Raw genomic sequence first — 19,140 nt, forward strand, 5'->3', positions numbered from 1 at the left:
CTCCCCACGCGGAGGTGCTGGCGTGCCGAAATATAGCCAATTGGTTAGTGTTTAAACTCAGCCGCGGCTCGTAGCCGTCAGGGACGTCCTGAACGATCGCTCCACGTCCCAGCCGGACCGAACCCGCAGATAGGAATCCTCAGGATGAAGTACTCCGTTCTCGGCCCGACCGGCGTGCGTGTGTCGCGTATCTGCGTGGGCACCGCGACCTTCGGCGTAGCACCGAGCGCACACGAAGCTAATGGCGTGGTCGAAGCAGCCCTGGACCTGGGCATCAACTTCTTCGACACCGCAGACGTTTACGGCTCCACGCCGACATTCGACCGGCCTGGTGCCCCGCCTGCCTCGGAGCGGGCGTCGGCAGAGGAGATCCTTGGTCGCGCCCTCGCCGGTCATCGGGATGAGGTGGTGCTGGCCACGAAGTCGGGGGAGCGCCGCTTCGACCCGGATGCCGGTCTCTCACGCCGGTACATCATCCAGCAGGTTGAGCAGAGCCTGCGCCGGTTGCGCACAGACCGCATTGACCTCTATTACGCCCATTTCCCTGATCCGAATACGCCGCTGGAGCAGACACTTGCTGTCTACGACGACCTGATCCGCCAAGGAAAGCTGCGCTACGTCGCGCTGTCCAACCACCCGGCCTGGCAGGTGGCCGAGGCCCTGTGGATCGCCGATGACCGTCGGCTGGTCTCTGCTCCCGTGGCTGCGCAGGTAATGTACAACCTCCTGGACCGCAGCGTCGAGCGGGAGCTGAGCGCCGCCTGCGTGCGGTTCGGGGTGTCGATCGTCCCCTACGCGCCGCTGCACGGCGGCCTGCTCGCCGATCTGAGTGTTCTGGATCGCGAAATTGCGGGGGACAAGCGCTATGGTGGACCCGGATATTCGGAGTCCGAGATCGCCGTTGCCCGCAAGCTCGACCGTCTGGCCAGAGAATGGGGGCTCGGAATGCAGCAGGTGTCATTGGCGTGGCTGCTCTCCCGTCCTGCCGTGGCCTCGGTGATCGTCGGGGCCGAGACCGTCGACGAACTCCGCGCCAACGCCTCGGCAGCGGACCTCGAGCTCACGCCGAAGCAGCTGGATGCGGTCTCAGCGCTTACTGACGGGTCCACGTCCTGATCGGAAGGAACTGCGATAGTGCAAAGCCCTGTGCTTGAGCTCCAGAAGCTCGCCGACGTCCCCGTTCCGGACTCTGCCGTTCAGGAGCTCGGGCCGGCTGCCATGGAACGCGCACAGCGGTTCGCCAGCACCAAGGCTCGGGAAGAATTCATCGCCGGCCGGGTTGCCCTGCACCGCTTCGCGGCCTCGCTCCTTGGGGTAAGCCCCAACCGACTGAACCCCGACTATCACTGCCCTCAATGCGGTCACGGACGGGACCACGGCCGTCCAGGCTTCATGCTCGACGGCGTGCCCGCGCCTCTCGCGCTGAGCGCGTCCAAAGCGCAGGGCTGGTTGCTGCTGGCCGGCGTCGTGAATCCAAGGCTTGGCCTCCGGCTGGGAGTGGACCTTGAAGCGACTGATCAAGCAGCGTTCGTGGGCTTTGACGATGTCGCCCTAACCACAGATGAGAAACGGTTCCTCACCTCGGTGCCAGATACTCAGCGCAAAAAGCAGCGTGCCCAGCTCTGGGCGCGTAAGGAGGCCTGGCTGAAGATGACCGGGGAAGGCCTTCGAAGGAACCCGGCGGAGGTGGATGTGCTGGAGCGTCCGGGCTTGCCGGACCTGAACAGCAGCGGCGATGCGGGCATTGATCTGCCGGAAGGTTTCGTCGCCGCCTTGGCAGTGGGCTAAAGAGGCGACGCTAGTGGAGGAAGTGCCGCCTCGTAGAGCCATGGCCGAAGGATGCCCCCGGCATCCAACCCTGGAATGAAAGAATCGGCGGCATCGATAAATGCTGCCGTGGAAATGGATCCGTGCCGGTTCCGCTCCGTCCAATGCTGCAGCAGCCCAAAGAACGCTTCGTCCCCGACTGCCAGGCGGACGGCGTGGAGCGAAAGGGCGCCGCGCTTGTACACGCGGTCATCGAACATCAGCTCCGGACCGGGATCGCCAACCAGCAGGTCCTGCGGCCCGGCGTCGAGCTTTTTCCAAGCGGCCAAGGCGCGGGCCGCGACTGGCATGGTTTCGGACTCCTCGGACCATAGCCACTCGGCGTAGCAGGCGAACCCCTCGTGGAGCCAGATGTCTTTCCAGTTGCTGGCAGTCAGGGAGTTACCAAACCACTGGTGAGACAACTCATGGGCGATCAATCGTTCGGCCTCCCACGTGCCGCGCATGTGATTGCGGCCAAAAATGGAGACGGTCTGTGCCTCCAACGGGATTTCCAACTCATCTTCGGTGACAACCGAGGTGTAATCGCTGAACGGATAGGGGCCGAAGCAGTCCTCAAACGTCTTCATCATGTCCGGCTGGCGTTGAAGCCCTTGGCGGGCGTCGCCAGCCATGTCCGCAGTGACCGCGGCGAACTGCGGGACCCGATGATGGGTGTCTGCAGGGTTGAGCGGGATCATCACGTAACGGCCGATCTGCAGTGTGGCGAGATATGTGGCCATGGGCTCGGAATGTTCGTAGACCCAGGTCTCGCGGCTTGATTTTCGTGATCGGGATACCAGCTGGCCGTTGCACACCGGTCGGTAATTGTCATCCGTGGTCACCGAGATCCGGAACGAGGATTTGCTGCGGGGATGATCGTTGCAAGGGAACCACGATGCTGCGCCGTTCGGCTGGCCGGCCACCAGGACGCCGTCGTTCAGTTCTTCCCAACCGACTTCGCCCCACAAGCCGCGTCGCGGTTGTGGGTTGCCCTCATAGCGGATCTCAAGGACAAACGKCTGACCAGTCTTCAAGGGGGACGAAGTGGTGACCACAAGGTGTTCGGCCCGTTGGCTGAACTTTTGGACCTTCCTGCCATCCACCTGGATTTTGGATGCCCGAAGGCCCACCAGGTCCAGGACTATCTGGGCAGCAGGCTCCAAGGCAGTGCAGCGGAGGATCGCTTTTCCGATCAGCTTGTTACTGCCGAGCCTGACATCGAGATCCAATTCGTAACGATCCACACGGTAGCTCGTGCTGCCGTGGTCCAGCGTGTAGGGGTCGGCATTGACCACAAGTTTGGTGATCGGTTCCGTCATGATCTGCCCCAATCTACTTGAGTCGGGCGGCCCGTGCTGCCGGACCCTCCCAAGGACTCACCGGATTTCCCATCCAGTATGTTCCGGCCGGCACGGTTTCGCCGCGCATGACCAACGACGCCGGCCCGACAGTTCCGCCGTTCCCGATGCTGGCCGCGGGGAGGATGACGCCGTGTGGTCCCATCGTGGCACCATTTCCCAACGTGACCGTATCCAAGCTCATGACCCTGTCGTGGAAGAGGTGTGTTTGGACAACGCAGCCCCGGTTGACGGTGGAGTTCTCCCCAAGTGTCACGAGGTCAGCCTCGGGCAGCCAATAGCTTTCACACCACGTTCCCCGCCCAATTTTCGCTCCGAGGCCGCGAAGCCACCACACCAGGGCCGGCGTGCCCGCTGCCGAACGGGCGAACCACGGTGCGCTCACCATCTCGATGAAGGTGTCCACTACCTCGTTCCGCCAAATGAACGAACTCCACAGTGGGTGTTCGCCGGCCCGGATGGCACCCACCAGGACCCACTTGGCAATGATGGAACTGAACGCGGCCACGGCACCTGCTGCCAGAACCACAACACCGCCCAGCAGGGCCGCTATCCCGTAACCCCAACCACGGGCAATCCAATCCAAGGCCAACATCACGCTGGCTGCGATGGCGACCGTGAGGATGACCGGGACAAGCCGGCATGCCTCCCACAGTGCTCTGGCTACCTTGAGTTTCAGGGGCGGCTGGAACGTCCGGGTCTGGTCGGCGTCGACGGCGGTCCGGCGCAGTCTGACAGGCGGGCTGCCCAGCCAGGAGGTCCCTGACTTCGCTTTTGCAGGCGTTGCCGAGAGCACCGCCACGAGTGAATTCTTGGGCACATTCCGTCCCGCTGCCGTCATGCCCGAGTTGCCCAGGAATGAGCGTTTTCCGATTTTGGCAGGGGCGATCCTCATCCAGCCGCCGCCGAGTTCATAGGACGCCACCATGGTGTCGTCTGCGAGGAAAGCACCATCGCCGATGGTGGTCATCCTGGGCACCAACAGCACAGTTGATGCCTCCACGTTCTTGCCCACTTTGGCCCCCAGCAGGCGTAGCCACAGTGGAGTGAAGAGGCTTGCGTAGATGGGGAAAAGCAGGTCCCTCGCCATGTCCAGCAACCGCTCAGTGGCCCAAACCTGCCAGCCAATGCGGCTTCGGACCCGGTAATAGCCTTCCTTCAAGCCCAAGCCGAGGAGCCGCGCCACGGCCAGGATAAGGATGAGGTTGCCGAAGAACCAGACGAGGGCTGCGAGAGGCAGTGCAAGTGCAATCCGGGGGACTGCAGTCTCCAGGGAGTCATGGCCTTGGATGAAAGCAAGGACCACCATCGCGCCTGCGAACGCTGAAATGTAAGGGATCAATGCCAGCAATGCCGACGCAGCAGCGAAGGCGGAGAACCAGAGCCGGTCCATCAGGGAACGCCGGTTGCTGGGCTCAGGCCAGTCGTGTTTTGCTTTTCCGCGGCGTCCGGCCGGGGAGCCGGCCACGAGGTGCCCGGCCTTCACCTTGCCCAGCACGGCAGACCCTGCTTCGACGTGTGCGCCTGCGCCGATGGTTGCACCGGGCATGAGCGTACTTCGGGAGCCCACCACGGCTCCAGCGCCAACATGGATTTGCCCTATGTGGACAGAATCGCCGTCCACCCACCAGCCGGAGAGATCCACCTCCGGCTCAATGTTGGCGCCAGTTCCCAAGGACAGTAGACCGGTTACCGGCGGCAAAGAATGCAGATGGACGTCCCTTCCAATCTTCGCGCCGAGGGCCCGTGCGTAGTATGGAACGAACGGTGCGCTGGCCAGACCAATGGCACCGGAGAGGTCCTGTATTTGCTCAGCCAGCCAAAGCCGCAGGTGCGTCTTGCCGGATCGGGGATATGTTCCTGGCTCAACCTTGTCCAACAGGATGCGGGCAGCCACCACCGAGATCGCCATCCGGCCGAGCGGACTGACGAAGACCAGCCAGGATGCCCCGATCCACCACCAGGAAACAACGGGGGCCGCAGTGAACCCAGCGAAATCGGCCAACAGCCTGTTGGCAGCCATGAGGTAGGTCAACCACCGCATCCCGACCAAGATGTGCAGTGGTACGCCCATGAGCACTTGGAAGACCTGCGACCTAAACGCAGTGGGCCGTACCGTGCGCTCCGCAACGGGACCGGGCATGCCGCCGTCGGGAAGTGACTGCCGGGCAGTATCTATGAGTGCCCCCACCCGCGGTGTCGCGTAGATGTCCGCCACGGTGATGATCGGGTAGCGAACGCGCAATGCGGAAACAAGCTGTGCGGCCGCCAGTGAACCGCCACCGTACGCGAAGAAGTCCGCATCGAGGGAGCTCACAGGGCTGCCGAGGACCGATTCCCACTGCTCCACAATCCATCGGGCGTCGTCCGGCAAATTCAGCGGTGCTTGGCGGGCCTCCTTGGCCCCGGCCCCGGCAAGAGGCCACGGAAGCGCGCGACGATCCACTTTGCCGCTGGTCTTTGTCGGCAGCGAATCAACAACCGTCAGCAGGGGGATCAATGCTGCCGGCAGGCTCCCGCTCAACCGTCTGCGGGCTTCGTCCAGGTCCAGTACGTAGCCCTCGGTGGCCGCAAGGTAACCGACAAGGATTTGGTTACCTGCTGCCGTCGTTTGCACCGCGGCGGCCGCACCTGCCACCCCAGGCAGCGCCTGCAGTGCGGCATCGACTTCGCCCAGTTCGATCCGTCGCCCACCGAGTTTGACCTGTTCGTCGGCCCTGCCGATGAAGACCAACCCCTCGGCTTCGAAGCGCACAAGGTCCCCGGACCGGTAGGCGCGGTCCCAGCCCAGGGTGGGCATGGCCGCATACTTCTCAGCGTCCTTGCCGGGATCCAGGTATCGGGCCAGTCCGACTCCGCCGATGATTAATTCCCCAATTTCGCCTTCGGCCACGGGAACGCCGGCAGAATCGACGACGGCGAGGTCCCAGCCGTCCAACGGCAGTCCGATCCGAACGGGGCCGGGTCCGCCCAAGGGCGCCGCGCATGCCACCACCGTAGCCTCGGTTGGCCCGTAGGTGTTCCAGACTTCACGACCGTCGACGGCGAGCCGTTCTGCAAGTTCAGGCGGGCAGGCCTCCCCACCGAAGATGAGGAGACGCACATTCTCGAGCGCTTCGACTGGCCATAAGGCAGCGAGGGTGGGCACTGTGGAAACAACGGTGATGCCGTGGTTGATGAGCCATGGGCCCAGATCCATGCCGGTCCGGACAAGGGCGCGCGGAGCCGGTACCAGGCAGGCGCCGTGCCGCCAGGCCAGCCACATCTCCTCGCAGGAAGCATCGAACGCAACCGATAGGCCTGCCAAGACTCTGTCCTGCGGTCCGATCGGGTCGGATTGAAGGAATAGACGGGCTTCGGCGTCCACGAAAGCGGCCGAGGAACGATGAGTGACGGCTACACCCTTCGGCGTACCCGTGGAACCCGAGGTGAAGATGATCCATGAGTCGTCATCCAGCCCGGGTTTCTGCGGCTCAGTCACAGGCTGCCGTGCCTCGCCTGCCAGGTCAAGGTCCAGACCGGCGCCAACCACAGCGCCAGCCTTTGCTTCGCCGAAAACCAGCCTGGTGCGCTCGTCGGGGTCGTCCGCATCAACTGGGACGTACGCTGCTCCGGCCATGAGGATTCCCAGGATGGCGATGTAGAGATCGCTGGTGCCGGATGGGACGCGGACGCCCATCTTGTCCCCTCGGCCAAGACCAGCGGCGTTCAGGGTCCGCGCGAACGCTCGGACTGCTCCCAGGAGTTCGGTGTAGCTCAGTGACTTCCGGCCATCGTCCAGCGCCGAGGATTCCGGAAAAGCTGCCGCAGTCGTCTCGAGGATATCCACCAGGGTCCGCTGGGCCGGTGCTGCAGAAGCCCCCGGAAATTGGGGGCGATAGGTAGCCAAGGCAGGTGTGTTCCCGGCCACGGCAGAATGTTCTGTGCTCACGCAGTCAGCTTTTCCCAGAAAGGTGAACAAAAGGTGTCGGACGCTTCCTGCCCGTCACGGTTTGTTGCACAGATGTTCGCTTAGCGGTCATAGCTGAACCGCCCAGTGGAGGTTGAGCGGGGCGACTACGGAAGCAGGAGGACTTTTCCTGTGGTGAGGCGCCCTTCAAGGTCCCGGTGCGCCTGTGCCGCTTCGGCCAGGGGGTAGGTAGCGCCGACGCGAACCGCCAGCGTACCGTTCGCTGCGGCTTCAAAGATCTCAGCTGAACGCCAACGCCGCTCGTGCCTGTTCTGGACGAAATGGCCCATCGTGGGGCGCGTCAACGACAGGGACCCGCCGGAGTTCAGTCGTTGGGGATCGAACGGGGGGACGGGCCCTGAAGCGGCGCCGAAGAGCACCATCGTCCCCCTGATGCGCAGGCTTCGGAGGGAGTCGTCGAACGTATCCTTGCCCACGCCGTCGTACACCACGTTCACGCCCTCGCCGTCGGTAAGCTCGCGGACCCTGTCCGCGAAGCCTTCATAGCGCAGGACTTCGTCGGCGCCGGCGAGCTTGGAGAGGTCGGCCTTTTCATCGGAAGAAACGGTGGTGATGACCCGTGCCCCCCGTGCCTTCAGGAGTTGGGTCAGCAGCAGCCCCACACCGCCGGCTCCCGCGTGCAGCAGCACCGTGTGCCCGGGTTCCACGCGGAAGGAGGAGTTCATGAGGTAGTGGGCGGTAATTCCTTGCAGGGGCAGGGCGGCGGCAGTGTGATCATCGACGCCGGCCGGCACGGGTAGCGCCTTCTCAGCTTCCACAATCGCGTAGTCAGCGTACGTCCTGGAGCCTTCGGCCGTGGCAATCCTGTCGCCTACCGCAAAGTCCTCCACACCCTCACCGATTGCTTCGATCGTACCGGCCGCTTCCGCGCCGGGGGTGAAGGGGTAGTCAACCTTGTAGGTGCCGCTGCGCTGGTAGGTTTCGATGAAATTGACCCCGGCAGCTGCGACTTTGATCAGCAGCTGCCCGGGACCTGGTACTGGTGGCTCCACGGAGGCATATTCGAGGACTTCAGGTCCTCCGGGCTCGTTGGCAACAATGGCGTGCGTCATGGTGGCTCCTTACTCCGGGACGGTCCTTCCGGTGCCCGGTTCCAGGATCCATCCTATGAAGGATGCCGCCTAGGGTTGCGGAGGCCTAGAAGCGTCCGTGCGTCGAAGCGACGGGGCAGTCGAAGCCACGTCCAGCTGCCAGGCCTACCTCGTTGAGGTAGCTGACCACTATTCCATAGGACTGAATCAGCGTGGTTTCCGTGTAGGGGATGGAGTGCTTCGTGCAGAATTCGCGGACGATTCCTGCGGCCTTGTGAAGGTGGGGCCGGGCCATGTCAGGGAACAGGTGGTGTTCTACCTGGCGGTTCAGTCCGCCCAGCAGGAAGTCCATGAAGCGTCCGCCCGAGATGTTGCGCGAGGTGAGGATCTGGCGGTTGAGGAAGTCTACGCGGCTGTCCTTGGGAAGGACCGGCATGCCCTTGTGGTTGGGGGCAAACGAAGCACCCATGTAGAAGCCGTAGACCATGATCTGGACGCCGAGGAACGCAAACGCCATACCGATGGGGAGGAACGTGAAGGCGAGGACGGGAAGAGCGGTAAGACGGGCAACGAGGATAGGCGTCTCCACCCAGCGGTGGCGTACCTTCTGCTTGCCGAAGATAAAGCGAAGTGAGTCGAATTGCAGGCTCAGGCCAAGGAGTGTCAGGAGCGGAAAGAAGAACCATCCCTGCTTCTTGGTCAGGAAGGCCAGGCGTCCCTTGCGTTCGGCGGCTGCATCTTCGTAGAAGACCAGCGCGTTGTTCCGGATGTCGGGGTCCTTGGAAATGACGTTGGGATGGTTGTGGTGGGCACCGTGCTTTTGCTCCCACCAGGAGTAGCTGATGCCTGCGATTCCTGTTGCCAGGAGGCGGGCCGACCAATCGTTGGCACGACGCGAGGCGAAGATCTGCTTGTGCCCGGCCTCGTGGGCCAGGAAGCTCAACTGTGTACAGAAGATACCCACGGCGGCAGCGATCAGGAGCTGGAACCAGGAATCACCCAAGAGGGCGAAGCCTGTCCAGGTGGCGGCCATGAGGATCATGAGGGCTACGAAGAGCCAGATGTAGAACCCGCTGCGCCGTTCGAGGAGGCCGGCAGCTTTCACGCTCTTGAGGAGCTCCGAATAGCTTTGGACAACGGGGTTTGGCTGAATTGCGCGTGTTTTGGGGCGCTCAGCGGTGGACGTGGGTGCCATATATGTGCCCCGTATCGCTAACGGGCAACGCTGCAGCCGACGTTCGGACTGCACGGTCTGGATCACCCTCCACTAAGCATACGCTGTCGGCACTAACCTATTGTGACGCCGTGCACTTGCCAGAAGACGGCATGCATAAATATCGGCAACCATGAATAGTTTTGCTGTACAGTGGAGCTATGACTATTTCTGTTGCCGTCTCCGGTGCCAGCGGCTACGCCGGGGGAGAAGTGCTGCGCCTGCTTGCAGGCCATCCGAACGTCACTATCGGTGCTATCACTGCGCACAGCAACGCCGGTTCCAGACTAGGGGAGTTGCAGCCTCATCTCCACGGTTTGGCCAGCCGGATTCTGGAAGACACCACGGTGGAGAACCTGTCCGGGCATGATGTCGTCTTCCTGGCACTCCCGCACGGCGCTTCTGCAGAGATCGCTGCCCAATTGCCGGAAGGCACAGTGGTCATCGACGCCGGTGCGGACCACCGCCTGCAGGATGCGGCTGCATGGGAAAAGTTTTACGGCTCGGCCCATGCTGGCACCTGGCCGTATGGGCTCCCGGAACTGCCGGGACAGCGCGACGCGCTCAAGGGCGCCAAGCGCATCGCCGTTCCCGGCTGCTACCCGACGTCGGCCCKGCTCGCCTTGACGCCCGGGTTCACCAACAATCTCCTCCTGACGGACGACGTCGTGATTGTCTCGGCCTCTGGTACCTCCGGTGCCGGCAAGGCGGCGAAGGTCAACCTGATTGGCTCCGAGGTCATGGGTTCCATGAGCCCTTACGGTGTTGGCGGCGGTCATCGGCACACGCCGGAAATCGAGCAGGGATTGTCCAACGCCGCCGGCGAGCCGGTGACAGTGTCCTTCACTCCCACCCTGGCGCCGATGAGCCGCGGCATTCTCACCACGGCAACAGCAAAAGTCGGTCACGGCGTTACTTATGCAGAACTGCGCCAAGCCTGGGCGGACTCCTATGACGACGAACCGTTCGTCCACCTGCTGCCTGAAGGCCACTGGCCCACGACCAAGTCGGTGCAGGGTTCCAACCATGCCGTCATGCAGGTGGCTTTTGATCAGCACGCTGGCCGTGTGATCGTGACGTGCGCCATCGATAACCTGACCAAAGGAACCGCCGGCGGAGCCGTGCAGTCCATGAACATTGCCCTCGGCCTGGACGAAACCGCCGGCCTTAACCTGCAGGGAGTTGCACCGTGACCATTACCGCACCCAAGGGATTCCGGGCTTCCGGCGTCAAAGCCGGCATCAAGGCATCCGGCAACCCGGACCTGGCCCTGGTGGTCAACGACGGCCCGCAAAAGTCCGCTGCTGCTGTCTTCACCTCAAACCGCGTGGCCGCTGCTCCGGTTCACTGGTCACGCCAGGTGGTCAGCGACGGACGTGTTGACGCAGTGGTCCTGAACTCAGGGGGCGCCAACGCCTGCACTGGTCCGCAGGGATTCCAGAACACGCACGCCACGGCCGAGAAAGTGGCAGAAGTGCTGGGAGTCTCAGCTTCCGACGTCGTGGTTTGCTCCACTGGCCTGATTGGTGAGCAACTGCCCATGGATAAAATCCTTCCGGGCGTTGAGGCCGCATTCGGCGAGCTGTCCGCAGACGGCGGTTCGGCCGCCGCAACTGCCATCATGACGACGGACAGCGTGTCCAAGGAAGCCGTTTTCACAGGCACTGATGCTGAGGGCAAGCAATTCACCGTTGGCGGCATCGCCAAGGGTGCCGGCATGCTGGCCCCTGGCCTCGCAACGATGCTGGTTGTCCTCACCACCGACGCCGAGGTGCCGGCGGACGAGCTCGACGTCGTCCTCCGCGATGCCACGCGGGTCACCTTTGACCGCGCCGACTCTGACGGCTGTATGTCCACCAACGACACCGTGGTGCTGCTGGCATCAGGTGCCTCGGAAGCTTTGCCTTCAGCGGAGCAGCTGAGCGAGGCCATCACGAAGGTCTGCGCCGAGTTGGCCCGGAAGCTCATCGGCGACGCCGAAGGTGCCAGCCACGATATCGCCATTCGTACCTTCAATGCAGCAAGCGAAGGCGATGCCGAGATCGTTAGCCGCGCCGTTGCACGCTCCAACCTCTTCAAAGCCGCCATTTTCGGCAAGGACCCCAACTGGGGCCGCGTGCTGTCCGCCGTGGGCACCACCGACGCCATATTCGAGCCGGACCAGCTCAACGTGTCCATGAACGGCGTGCAGATCTGCCGCAACGGCAGCATCGGCGACGACCGCAACCTCGTTGACCTGGAACCACGTGAAGTACTCGTCGACATCGACCTTCAGGCCGGCAACGCCGAGGCAACCATCTGGACAAATGACCTCACGCACGACTACGTGCATGAGAACAGCGCATACTCGAGCTGAGCGGATGACTATGACTGCGCATACCCGGGAAACCACCTCCACGAGTCACGTTTCGGCGGAAGCGGCCCAGGACAAAGCGGGCACCCTGATCGAGGCACTGCCGTGGATCCAGCGTTTTGCCGGCACCACCATGGTGATCAAGTATGGCGGCAACGCCATGGTCAACGATGACCTTCGCCGCGCCTTCGCCGAGGACATCGTGTTCCTCCACCACGTGGGCATCCACCCTGTAGTGGTCCACGGCGGCGGCCCCCAGATCAACTCCATGCTGGGCAGGCTTGGCATTGAGTCCGAGTTCAAGGGTGGACTGCGTGTCACCACTCCGGAAGCCATGGACGTTGTGCGGATGGTCCTCACCGGTCAGGTGGGACGCGAACTCGTCGGCTTGATCAACTCCCATGGTCCTTACGCCGTTGGCATGTCCGGCGAGGATGGCGGCCTGTTGCGCGCAGTCCGCACGGGCACCGTGGTGGACGGCGAGGAAGTTGACCTCGGCCTGGTGGGCGAAGTCGTAGGCGTGGACCCCGCCGGGATCAAGGACATCCTCGACGCCGGTCGCATCCCGGTGATCTCGACGGTCGCCCCGGAAATCCTCGACGACGGGAACGGTTCCGGTCCCACTACCGGCCAGGTCCTGAACGTCAACGCAGACACAGCGGCCGCAGCTGTCGCCTCGGCGTTGGGCGCCACCAAGCTCGTCATCCTGACCGACGTTGAAGGCCTCTACGCGAACTGGCCGGACAAGTCGTCGCTGATCTCTTCGCTGACCGCGTCCGAGCTCCGAGAGATGCTGCCCAGGCTCGAGTCGGGCATGATCCCCAAGATGGCCGCGTGCCTGAAGGCGATCGACGAAGGCGTGGAACGTGCTCACATCGTGGATGGCCGCCTCCCGCATTCGATGCTTCTTGAAACTTTCACCACCGCCGGCATCGGCACGCAGGTAGTACCCGACGAGGAAGTAGACGCATGAGTACCGAACTGAGCCATTCCTCTATCGCTGCGGAGGCTGCCGCAACCACGCTCGTTTCCCAGAGCTCAGGCGCTGACTGGCTGGCCCGCTACTCGTCATCCCTTATGGGTGTCTTCGGTACGCCTCAGCGGGTCCTGGTCCGCGGCGCGGGTTGCCTCGTGTGGGACGCCGACGGGAAGGAGTACCTGGATCTCTTGGGCGGTATTGCCGTGAACGCACTGGGCCACGCCCACCCGTTCGTCACCTCAGTCATTTCCAGCCAGCTCGCCACGCTTGGACACGTGTCCAACTTCTTTACGAGCCCCACGCAGATCGCCCTTGCTGAAAAGCTCCTGGCCATCACCAACGCTCCTGCCGGTTCCAAGGTTTTCTTTGCCAACTCCGGCACGGAAGCCAACGAGGCAGCATTCAAGCTGGCGCGCCGGAACAGCGACGCCAAGCGGACCAAGATCATCGCCCTTGAGGGGGCTTTCCATGGCCGCACCATGGGCGCCCTCGCGCTCACGGCGAAAGAAGCTTACCGGACACCGTTCGAGCCCCTGCCCGGCGGCGTGGTCCACATCCCGTTCGATGACATCGAAGCCCTGCGCTCCGCCGTCGACGAATCCACAGCAGCCGTCTTCCTGGAACCAATCCAAGGCGAAGCGGGTGTCCGGCCGCTGAGCGCCGAATACCTGCAGGCGGCACGTGAAGCCACTACGGCGGCTGGCGCCTTGTTGATTTTGGACGAGGTCCAGACAGGCATTGGCCGGACCGGCAAATGGCTCGCCAGCGAGGATGCGGGCATCGTTCCCGATGCCATCACGCTTGCCAAGGGCCTTGGTGGCGGGTTCCCCATTGGTGCGCTGATCACCCTCGGAAGCACGACGTCGGCCCTGCTCACCGCCGGACAGCACGGAACCACTTTCGGTGGAAACCCGGTGGCCACGGCCGCCGCTCTTGCCACGCTGCACGCGATCGAGAGCCAGGGTGTGCTGCAGAACGTAATGGCAGTCGGCGCTCATCTTCGCGAGGGACTGGCCGCCATCGAGGCTGTCACTGAAGTCCGCGGTGAGGGCCTGTTAATCGGGTTCGATGTGAACGCCGACGTCGCACACGCCATGGTCACAGCCGCACTCGACGCTGGATTCATCATCAACAGCCCCGGCCCGAGGACCATCCGCCTCGCGCCGCCGCTGATCCTGACCATCGATCAAGCGGACCGTTTCCTGGACGCTCTTCCCACCCTGATCGCTACGGCTACAGCCACCACCGCTAAGGACGCACAGTGACTACATCCACCACCACCCGTCACTTCCTGAAGGACACGGACCTGAGCCCGGCTGAGCAAGCCGAGGTCCTTGAGCTCGCTGCCCGCATGAAGGCGGCGCCGTACAGCGTCCAGCCCTTCGCAGCCGATGGCAACGGACGTAAGACCGTCGCTGTCATCTTCGACAAAACCTCCACTCGCACCCGTGTTTCCTTCGCCACCGGTATTGCGGACATGGGTGGCAACGCCCTCATCATCAATCCCGGTGAAGCGCAGATTGGCCACAAGGAATCCGTGGAGGACACCGCCAGGGTCCTGGAGCGCATGGTCTCCACCATCGTGTGGCGGACCGGTGCCCACTCCGGTCTGGTGGCCATGGCGGAAAACTCGAAAGTCCCCGTCATTAACGCCCTGTGCGACGATTACCACCCCTGCCAGCTCCTCGCGGATCTTCTGGCCGTCAAAGAGCACAAAGGTGAGCTGAAGGGCCTGAGCATGGCCTACCTCGGTGACGCGGCCAACAACATGGCCAATTCCTACCTTTTGGCAGGCGTTACAGCTGGCATGCACGTCCGCATTTCCGGACCCGAAGGCTACCTGCCCGCAGCCGAAATCGTCGCTGCCGCAGAAGAGCGCGCTGCTGAGACCGGCGGTTCTGTGCTCATCACGAGCGATGCCGCCGAGGCCCTCAAGGGTGCCGACGTCGTGGCTACAGACACCTGGGTGTCCATGGGCCAGGAAGCGGAGAAGGAAGCCCGGATGCAGTTGTTCCGCGACTACTCCGTCGATGAGGCAGCAATGGCACAGGCCGCGCCCGACGCCGTCGTTCTTCACTGCCTTCCCGCTTACCGCGGGTATGAAATTTCCGCTGGGGTTATTGACGGCCCGCAGTCGATCGTCTGGGACGAGGCAGAGAATCGGCTCCACGCGCAGAAGGCACTCATGGCCTGGCTGATGCACCGCTCGGGGCTCGCTTTTGTCGATGGCCTTTCACCTGTTGAAGGTACCGGGGAGAGCACGTTCTAGTGTCCACCAATCCGTCGGTTCCGGGCGCCAGCCCGGCCACCAAGACTGCCCGCCAGGCGCGTATTACCGCGATCCTGACGGGTGAGTCCGTGCGTTCCCAGGCAGAGCTTGCAGCCCTGCTGGCGGACGACGGCGTTCAGGTCACCCAAGCCACGCTGTCCCGGGACCTTGTGGAACTTGGCGCGGTGAGGGTCCGGGGCAAGGAAGGCGCCCTGGTCTATGCCGTTCCGGGGGAGGGCGGGGACCGCAATGCCAAGAGCGGCGTCACGCAGGAGATCCTGGACGCACGGCTTTCCCGGCTATGCGGTGAACTGCTGGTTACCGCCGAGGCCTCGGGGAATATTGTGGTCCTGCGAACACCCCCGGGGGCCGCGAACTTCCTGGCACTGGCCATCGACCACTCCGTAATGCCGTCGGTATTAGGTACGATCGCAGGCGACGACACTCTGCTGTTGGTTGCCAGGGATCCCGACGGCGGGGCGGAACTCGCGGCTCGCTTCCTCCAGCTGGCCGAGGAAGCCGGCCCCGGAAACTAACCGCCGTGGACGCGGCCCATGATTTTCACAGCATTGATTCACACAGCATTGATTTCAAATGAACCAAGCAACAACAAAGGAGCACTCTCGTGACTGAGCGCATTGTTCTGGCCTACTCCGGTGGCCTTGATACGTCCGTAGCCATCGGCTGGATCGGTGAAGCCACCGGCGCCGAGGTCATCGCCGTGGCCGTCGACGTCGGACAGGGCGGCGAGTCCCTGGAGACCATCCGCCAGCGCGCCCTGGGTTGCGGCGCCGTCGAGGCTTACGTGGCCGACGCCCGCGACGAATTCGCCAACGAGTACGCCATGCCCACACTGAAGGCCAACGCCCTCTACCAGGGCCACTACCCGCTGGTTTCGGCGATCTCGCGTCCGGTCATCGTGAAGCACCTTGTGAAGGCAGCCCGCGAATTCGGCGCCACCACCGTTGCCCACGGCTGCACCGGCAAGGGCAACGACCAGGTCCGCTTCGAAGTTGGCATCCAGACCCTCGGCCCGGACCTGAAGTGCATTGCACCGGTCCGCGACCTCGCACTGACCCGCGACAAGGCCATCGCCTTCGCCGAGGAAAAGGGTCTGCCGATCGAGACCACCAAGAAGAACCCGTACTCGATCGACCAGAACGTCTGGGGACGCGCGGTCGAGACCGGCTACCTCGAGGACATCTGGAACGCTCCCACCAAGGACATTTACGACTACACCGCCACCCCGGAATTCCCGCCGGCACCGGACGAGGTCACCATTTCCTTCCAGGCCGGCGTGCCGGTAGCCATCGACGGCGTCAAGGTCACCCCGTTGCAGGCCATCCAGGAACTGAACCGCCGTGCAGGCGCGCAGGGCGTTGGCCGCATCGACGTCGTCGAGGACCGCCTCGTGGGCATCAAGTCCCGCGAAATCTACGAAGCACCCGGTGCCATGGCGCTGATCACCGCGCACAAGCACCTTGAGGACATCACCATCGAGCGCGAGCAGGCCCGTTTCAAGGCCACCGTTGGCCAGCGCTGGGCAGAGCTGGTCTACGACGGCCAGTGGTTCTCCCCGCTGAAGCGCTCCCTGGACGCCTTCATCGAGGACACCCAGCAGTACGTTTCCGGCGACATCCGGATGGTCCTCCACGGCGGTCAGGCAATCGTCAACGGTCGTCGCTCCGAGACCTCGCTGTACGACTTCGACCTCGCCACCTACGACACCGGCGACACCTTCGATCAGTCCATGGCACGCGGCTTCATCGAGCTGTGGGGCATGTCCTCCAAGGTTGCCTCGGGCCGCGACCTGCGGGTTGCCGGCGAATGACAAGCGCCACAAACGAAGGTGCACTGTGGGGCGGCCGGTTCGCCGGCGGCCCCGCGGATGCGCTGGCAGCATTGAGCAAGTCCACGCACTTTGACTGGCGGCTGGCCCGCTATGACATCGCCGGCTCCAAGGCGCACGCCCGTGTGCTGGCCAAGGCCGGTCTGCTGGACGACGCCGAGCTTGAAGGCATGCTCGCCGCTCTCACCCAGCTGGACGAGGACGTCGCGAGCGGCGCCTACCTGCCGGCCGAGAGCGACGAGGACGTTCACGGATCACTGGAACGTGGCCTGATCGAGCGTGCCGGAACCCAGTTGGGCGGCAAGCTTCGTGCCGGCCGGTCCCGCAACGACCAAGTGGCAACGCTCGGCCGGATGTTCCTGCGCGATCATGCAAGGATCATTGCCAGCGGTGTCCTTGCCACGATTGATGCCCTTGTTGACCAGGCCCAGGCCCACCAAGGTGTGGCCATGCCTGGACGGACGCACCTGCAGCACGCCCAGCCGGTATTGCTGAGCCACCATCTCCTTGCCCACGCCTGGGCGTTGCTGCGCGATGTGCAGCGCCTCCAGGACTGGGACAAGCGTGCGGGCGTTTCACCCTACGGTTCGGGTGCCTTGGCAGGTTCGTCGTTGGGACTGGATCCCGAGGCCGTTGCAGCTGATCTTGGCTTCTTCTCGGCTGTCCACAACTCGATCGATGGCACCGCCTCCCGCGATGTCTTCGCCGAGTTCGCGTGGGTCTGCTCCATGATTGGCGTTGATCTGTCCCGGATCTCCGAGGAAGTAATTTTCTGGGCAACCAAGGAATTCTCCTTCGTGACGCTGCACGACTCGTACTCCACCGGGTCCTCAATCATGCCGCAGAAGAAGAACCCGGACGTTGCCGAGCTCGCACGCGGCAAGGCAGGACGCCTCATCGGCAACCTGACCGGACTGTTGGCAACGCTCAAGGGCCTCCCGCTCGCGTACAACCGCGATCTTCAGGAGGACAAGGAGCCGGTGTTCGACGCCGCCGACACGCTGGAGCTCTTGCTTCCGGCCGTGTCCGGCATGATCGCGACCCTGAAGTTCAACACCGAGCGCATGGAATCCTTGGCACCACAGGGATTCGCTCTGGCAACGGACATCGCCGAATGGCTGGTCCGCCAGGGCGTTCCCTTCCGTGAAGCACACGAGCTTTCAGGTGCTGCAGTCAAGCAGGCCGAAAGCCGTGGGGTTGAGCTGTGGGACCTGACGGATGAAGAATATTCAGCGATCTCGCAGCACCTGACTCCCGAGGTCCGCAGCGTGCTGAGCACTGAGGGTTCGCTCAACAGCCGCAACTCCCAGGGCGGAACTGCACCAGCCGCCGTCGAACGCCAAATGGTGGCGCTCAAAGCAGAACTGGACGCAGCGCGCAGCTACGCCAGCTGAACCGTTTCGCCAGTGAAACCACGACGGGACGGCACCGCGCAGGCAGGCTTCCAGGCCTGTCTGCCACGGGGTGCCGTCCCGCTGTGCGTTAACATGGCGCTATGACCGCAATCACAGCTGAGACGCTGCCCGCAGAGCTTCACAAAGCCGCTGACGTCGTCACCCGTATCCTTGCCAAACTCGAGGACGCTTCGATCCCGGAACCGTCCGAACTCCCGGACTGGACCCGCGGCCATGTTCTGGCCCACATCGCCGGAATTGCGAATGCCATGGCCCGGCAATTGGAGTTCGCCCGGCGTGGCGAAACCATTGAACTGTATGACGGTGGAGTTCAAGGCCGCACGAAAGCGATCGAACTTGCCGCCGGGCACAGCCTCCAGGAACACAAGCAGTCCGTGGAAACCGCCTTGGCGCGGGCCGTCTCTGCTTTCGATGCCTTGGGCCCCGAGGACTGGGACGCACGCATCAGCTACCGGAACGGAACAGTCCTCGACGGCGGTCTGGCGCTGTGGCGCGAACTCGTCATCCACGCTTCGGACGTGGGTTTGGGGTACGGCCCGGAAACCTGGAGCCGCGCCTTCTGCGAGCACCTGTTCACTTTCCTCGAAGCACGCGTTCCGGAGACGTACAAATTTGTCTTGCAGCCCACGGGCCTGCCGCAGCAAGTTATTGGCCACGGCGCCACATCGATTGCCATTACGGGCATGCTCACGGACATTGCTGCATGGCTCGCCGGCCGTGAACCGAGCCTGGGAAGCCTGCGCGCGACGGCGGCTGCCGACGGCGTCGACTTGCCCGAGCTGCTCCCCTGGCCCGCCGCCGCTCCCGCCGCCCGCTAGCGATCCTCTCTCACGTCCTGACGCTTTTCGGGCGATCTTCTCTCACGTCCTGACCGGTTTGGGCCGATGCTCTCTC

Annotated in this window: 15 protein-coding genes; 11 read left to right on the forward strand and 4 right to left on the reverse strand. The window is 63.5% G+C overall.

What is annotated here, in order from left to right; genetic code table 11:
• Positions 1 to 144: 144 nt before the first annotated feature.
• Complete coding sequence (locus tag AB4Y87_RS18895) at positions 145 to 1,116, forward strand: aldo/keto reductase (protein ID WP_442005819.1); 972 nt, start codon at positions 145 to 147, stop codon at positions 1,114 to 1,116.
• Between the two features lie 18 nt (positions 1,117 to 1,134).
• Complete coding sequence (locus AB4Y87_RS18900) at positions 1,135 to 1,788, forward strand: 4'-phosphopantetheinyl transferase family protein (RefSeq protein ID WP_442005820.1); 654 nt, start codon at positions 1,135 to 1,137, stop codon at positions 1,786 to 1,788.
• On the opposite strand, the gene AB4Y87_RS18905 is transcribed toward AB4Y87_RS18900, so the two are convergent.
• The 4 genes from AB4Y87_RS18905 to AB4Y87_RS18920 form a co-directional block, all read right to left on the reverse strand.
• On the reverse strand, positions 1,785 to 3,128 hold the full coding sequence (locus tag AB4Y87_RS18905; protein WP_442005821.1) for a M1 family metallopeptidase: 1,344 nt from the start codon (positions 3,126 to 3,128) through the stop codon (positions 1,785 to 1,787). The two genes, AB4Y87_RS18900 and AB4Y87_RS18905, sit on opposite strands and share 4 nt — an antisense overlap.
• Positions 3,129 to 3,141: 13 nt before the next feature.
• Positions 3,142 to 7,098 (reverse strand): Pls/PosA family non-ribosomal peptide synthetase, encoded by a 3,957-nt coding sequence (locus tag AB4Y87_RS18910; RefSeq protein ID WP_442005822.1) that lies wholly within the window; start codon positions 7,096 to 7,098, stop codon positions 3,142 to 3,144.
• A 125-nt stretch (positions 7,099 to 7,223) separates the two neighbouring features.
• Positions 7,224 to 8,189, reverse strand: a complete 966-nt coding sequence (locus AB4Y87_RS18915) for a quinone oxidoreductase family protein (RefSeq protein ID WP_442005823.1) — start codon at positions 8,187 to 8,189, stop codon at positions 7,224 to 7,226.
• Between the two features lie 85 nt (positions 8,190 to 8,274).
• Positions 8,275 to 9,363, reverse strand: coding sequence for a fatty acid desaturase family protein (locus AB4Y87_RS18920; RefSeq protein WP_431119551.1), 1,089 nt, complete (start codon positions 9,361 to 9,363; stop codon positions 8,275 to 8,277).
• A gap of 179 nt (positions 9,364 to 9,542) precedes the next feature.
• Here AB4Y87_RS18920 and argC point away from each other — a divergent pair, with 179 nt between their 5' ends.
• The 9 genes from argC (at position 9,543) to AB4Y87_RS18965 (ending at position 19,064) form a co-directional block, all read left to right on the forward strand.
• Positions 9,543 to 10,574, forward strand: coding sequence for an N-acetyl-gamma-glutamyl-phosphate reductase (argC, locus tag AB4Y87_RS18925; RefSeq protein ID WP_442005824.1), 1,032 nt, complete (start codon positions 9,543 to 9,545; stop codon positions 10,572 to 10,574).
• Positions 10,571 to 11,737, forward strand: coding sequence for a bifunctional glutamate N-acetyltransferase/amino-acid acetyltransferase ArgJ (gene argJ, locus AB4Y87_RS18930; protein ID WP_442005825.1), 1,167 nt, complete (start codon positions 10,571 to 10,573; stop codon positions 11,735 to 11,737). Before argC ends, argJ begins: the two co-directional genes overlap by 4 nt.
• 10 nt (positions 11,738 to 11,747) lie before the next feature.
• Positions 11,748 to 12,707 carry an acetylglutamate kinase gene (gene argB, locus AB4Y87_RS18935; protein WP_442005826.1) on the forward strand — a complete coding sequence of 320 codons (960 nt, stop codon included), beginning with the start codon at positions 11,748 to 11,750 and terminating at the stop codon, positions 12,705 to 12,707.
• The gene (locus AB4Y87_RS18940; RefSeq protein WP_442005827.1) at positions 12,704 to 13,978 is read left to right on the forward strand and encodes an acetylornithine transaminase; all 1,275 of its coding nucleotides are present in this window, start codon (positions 12,704 to 12,706) and stop codon (positions 13,976 to 13,978) included. Before argB ends, AB4Y87_RS18940 begins: the two co-directional genes overlap by 4 nt.
• Positions 13,975 to 14,982 carry an ornithine carbamoyltransferase gene (gene argF / locus AB4Y87_RS18945; RefSeq protein ID WP_442005828.1) on the forward strand — a complete coding sequence of 336 codons (1,008 nt, stop codon included), beginning with the start codon at positions 13,975 to 13,977 and terminating at the stop codon, positions 14,980 to 14,982. Before AB4Y87_RS18940 ends, argF begins: the two co-directional genes overlap by 4 nt.
• Complete coding sequence (locus AB4Y87_RS18950; protein WP_216925220.1) at positions 14,982 to 15,518, forward strand: arginine repressor; 537 nt, start codon at positions 14,982 to 14,984, stop codon at positions 15,516 to 15,518. Before argF ends, AB4Y87_RS18950 begins: the two co-directional genes overlap by 1 nt.
• 89 nt (positions 15,519 to 15,607) lie before the next feature.
• Complete coding sequence (locus tag AB4Y87_RS18955; protein ID WP_091466547.1) at positions 15,608 to 16,813, forward strand: argininosuccinate synthase; 1,206 nt, start codon at positions 15,608 to 15,610, stop codon at positions 16,811 to 16,813.
• Entirely contained in the window at positions 16,810 to 18,225 is a 1,416-nt protein-coding gene (gene argH / locus AB4Y87_RS18960) for an argininosuccinate lyase (protein WP_442005829.1), read from the forward strand. The genes AB4Y87_RS18955 and argH overlap by 4 nt, the downstream gene beginning before the upstream one ends.
• A 101-nt stretch (positions 18,226 to 18,326) precedes the next feature.
• Positions 18,327 to 19,064, forward strand: coding sequence for a maleylpyruvate isomerase family mycothiol-dependent enzyme (locus AB4Y87_RS18965; protein WP_442005830.1), 738 nt, complete (start codon positions 18,327 to 18,329; stop codon positions 19,062 to 19,064).
• Positions 19,065 to 19,140 lie beyond the last annotated feature (76 nt).

The sequence above is a fragment of the Paenarthrobacter sp. RAF54_2 genome, from assembly GCF_052113945.1.
GTDB lineage: Bacteria > Actinomycetota > Actinomycetes > Actinomycetales > Micrococcaceae > Arthrobacter.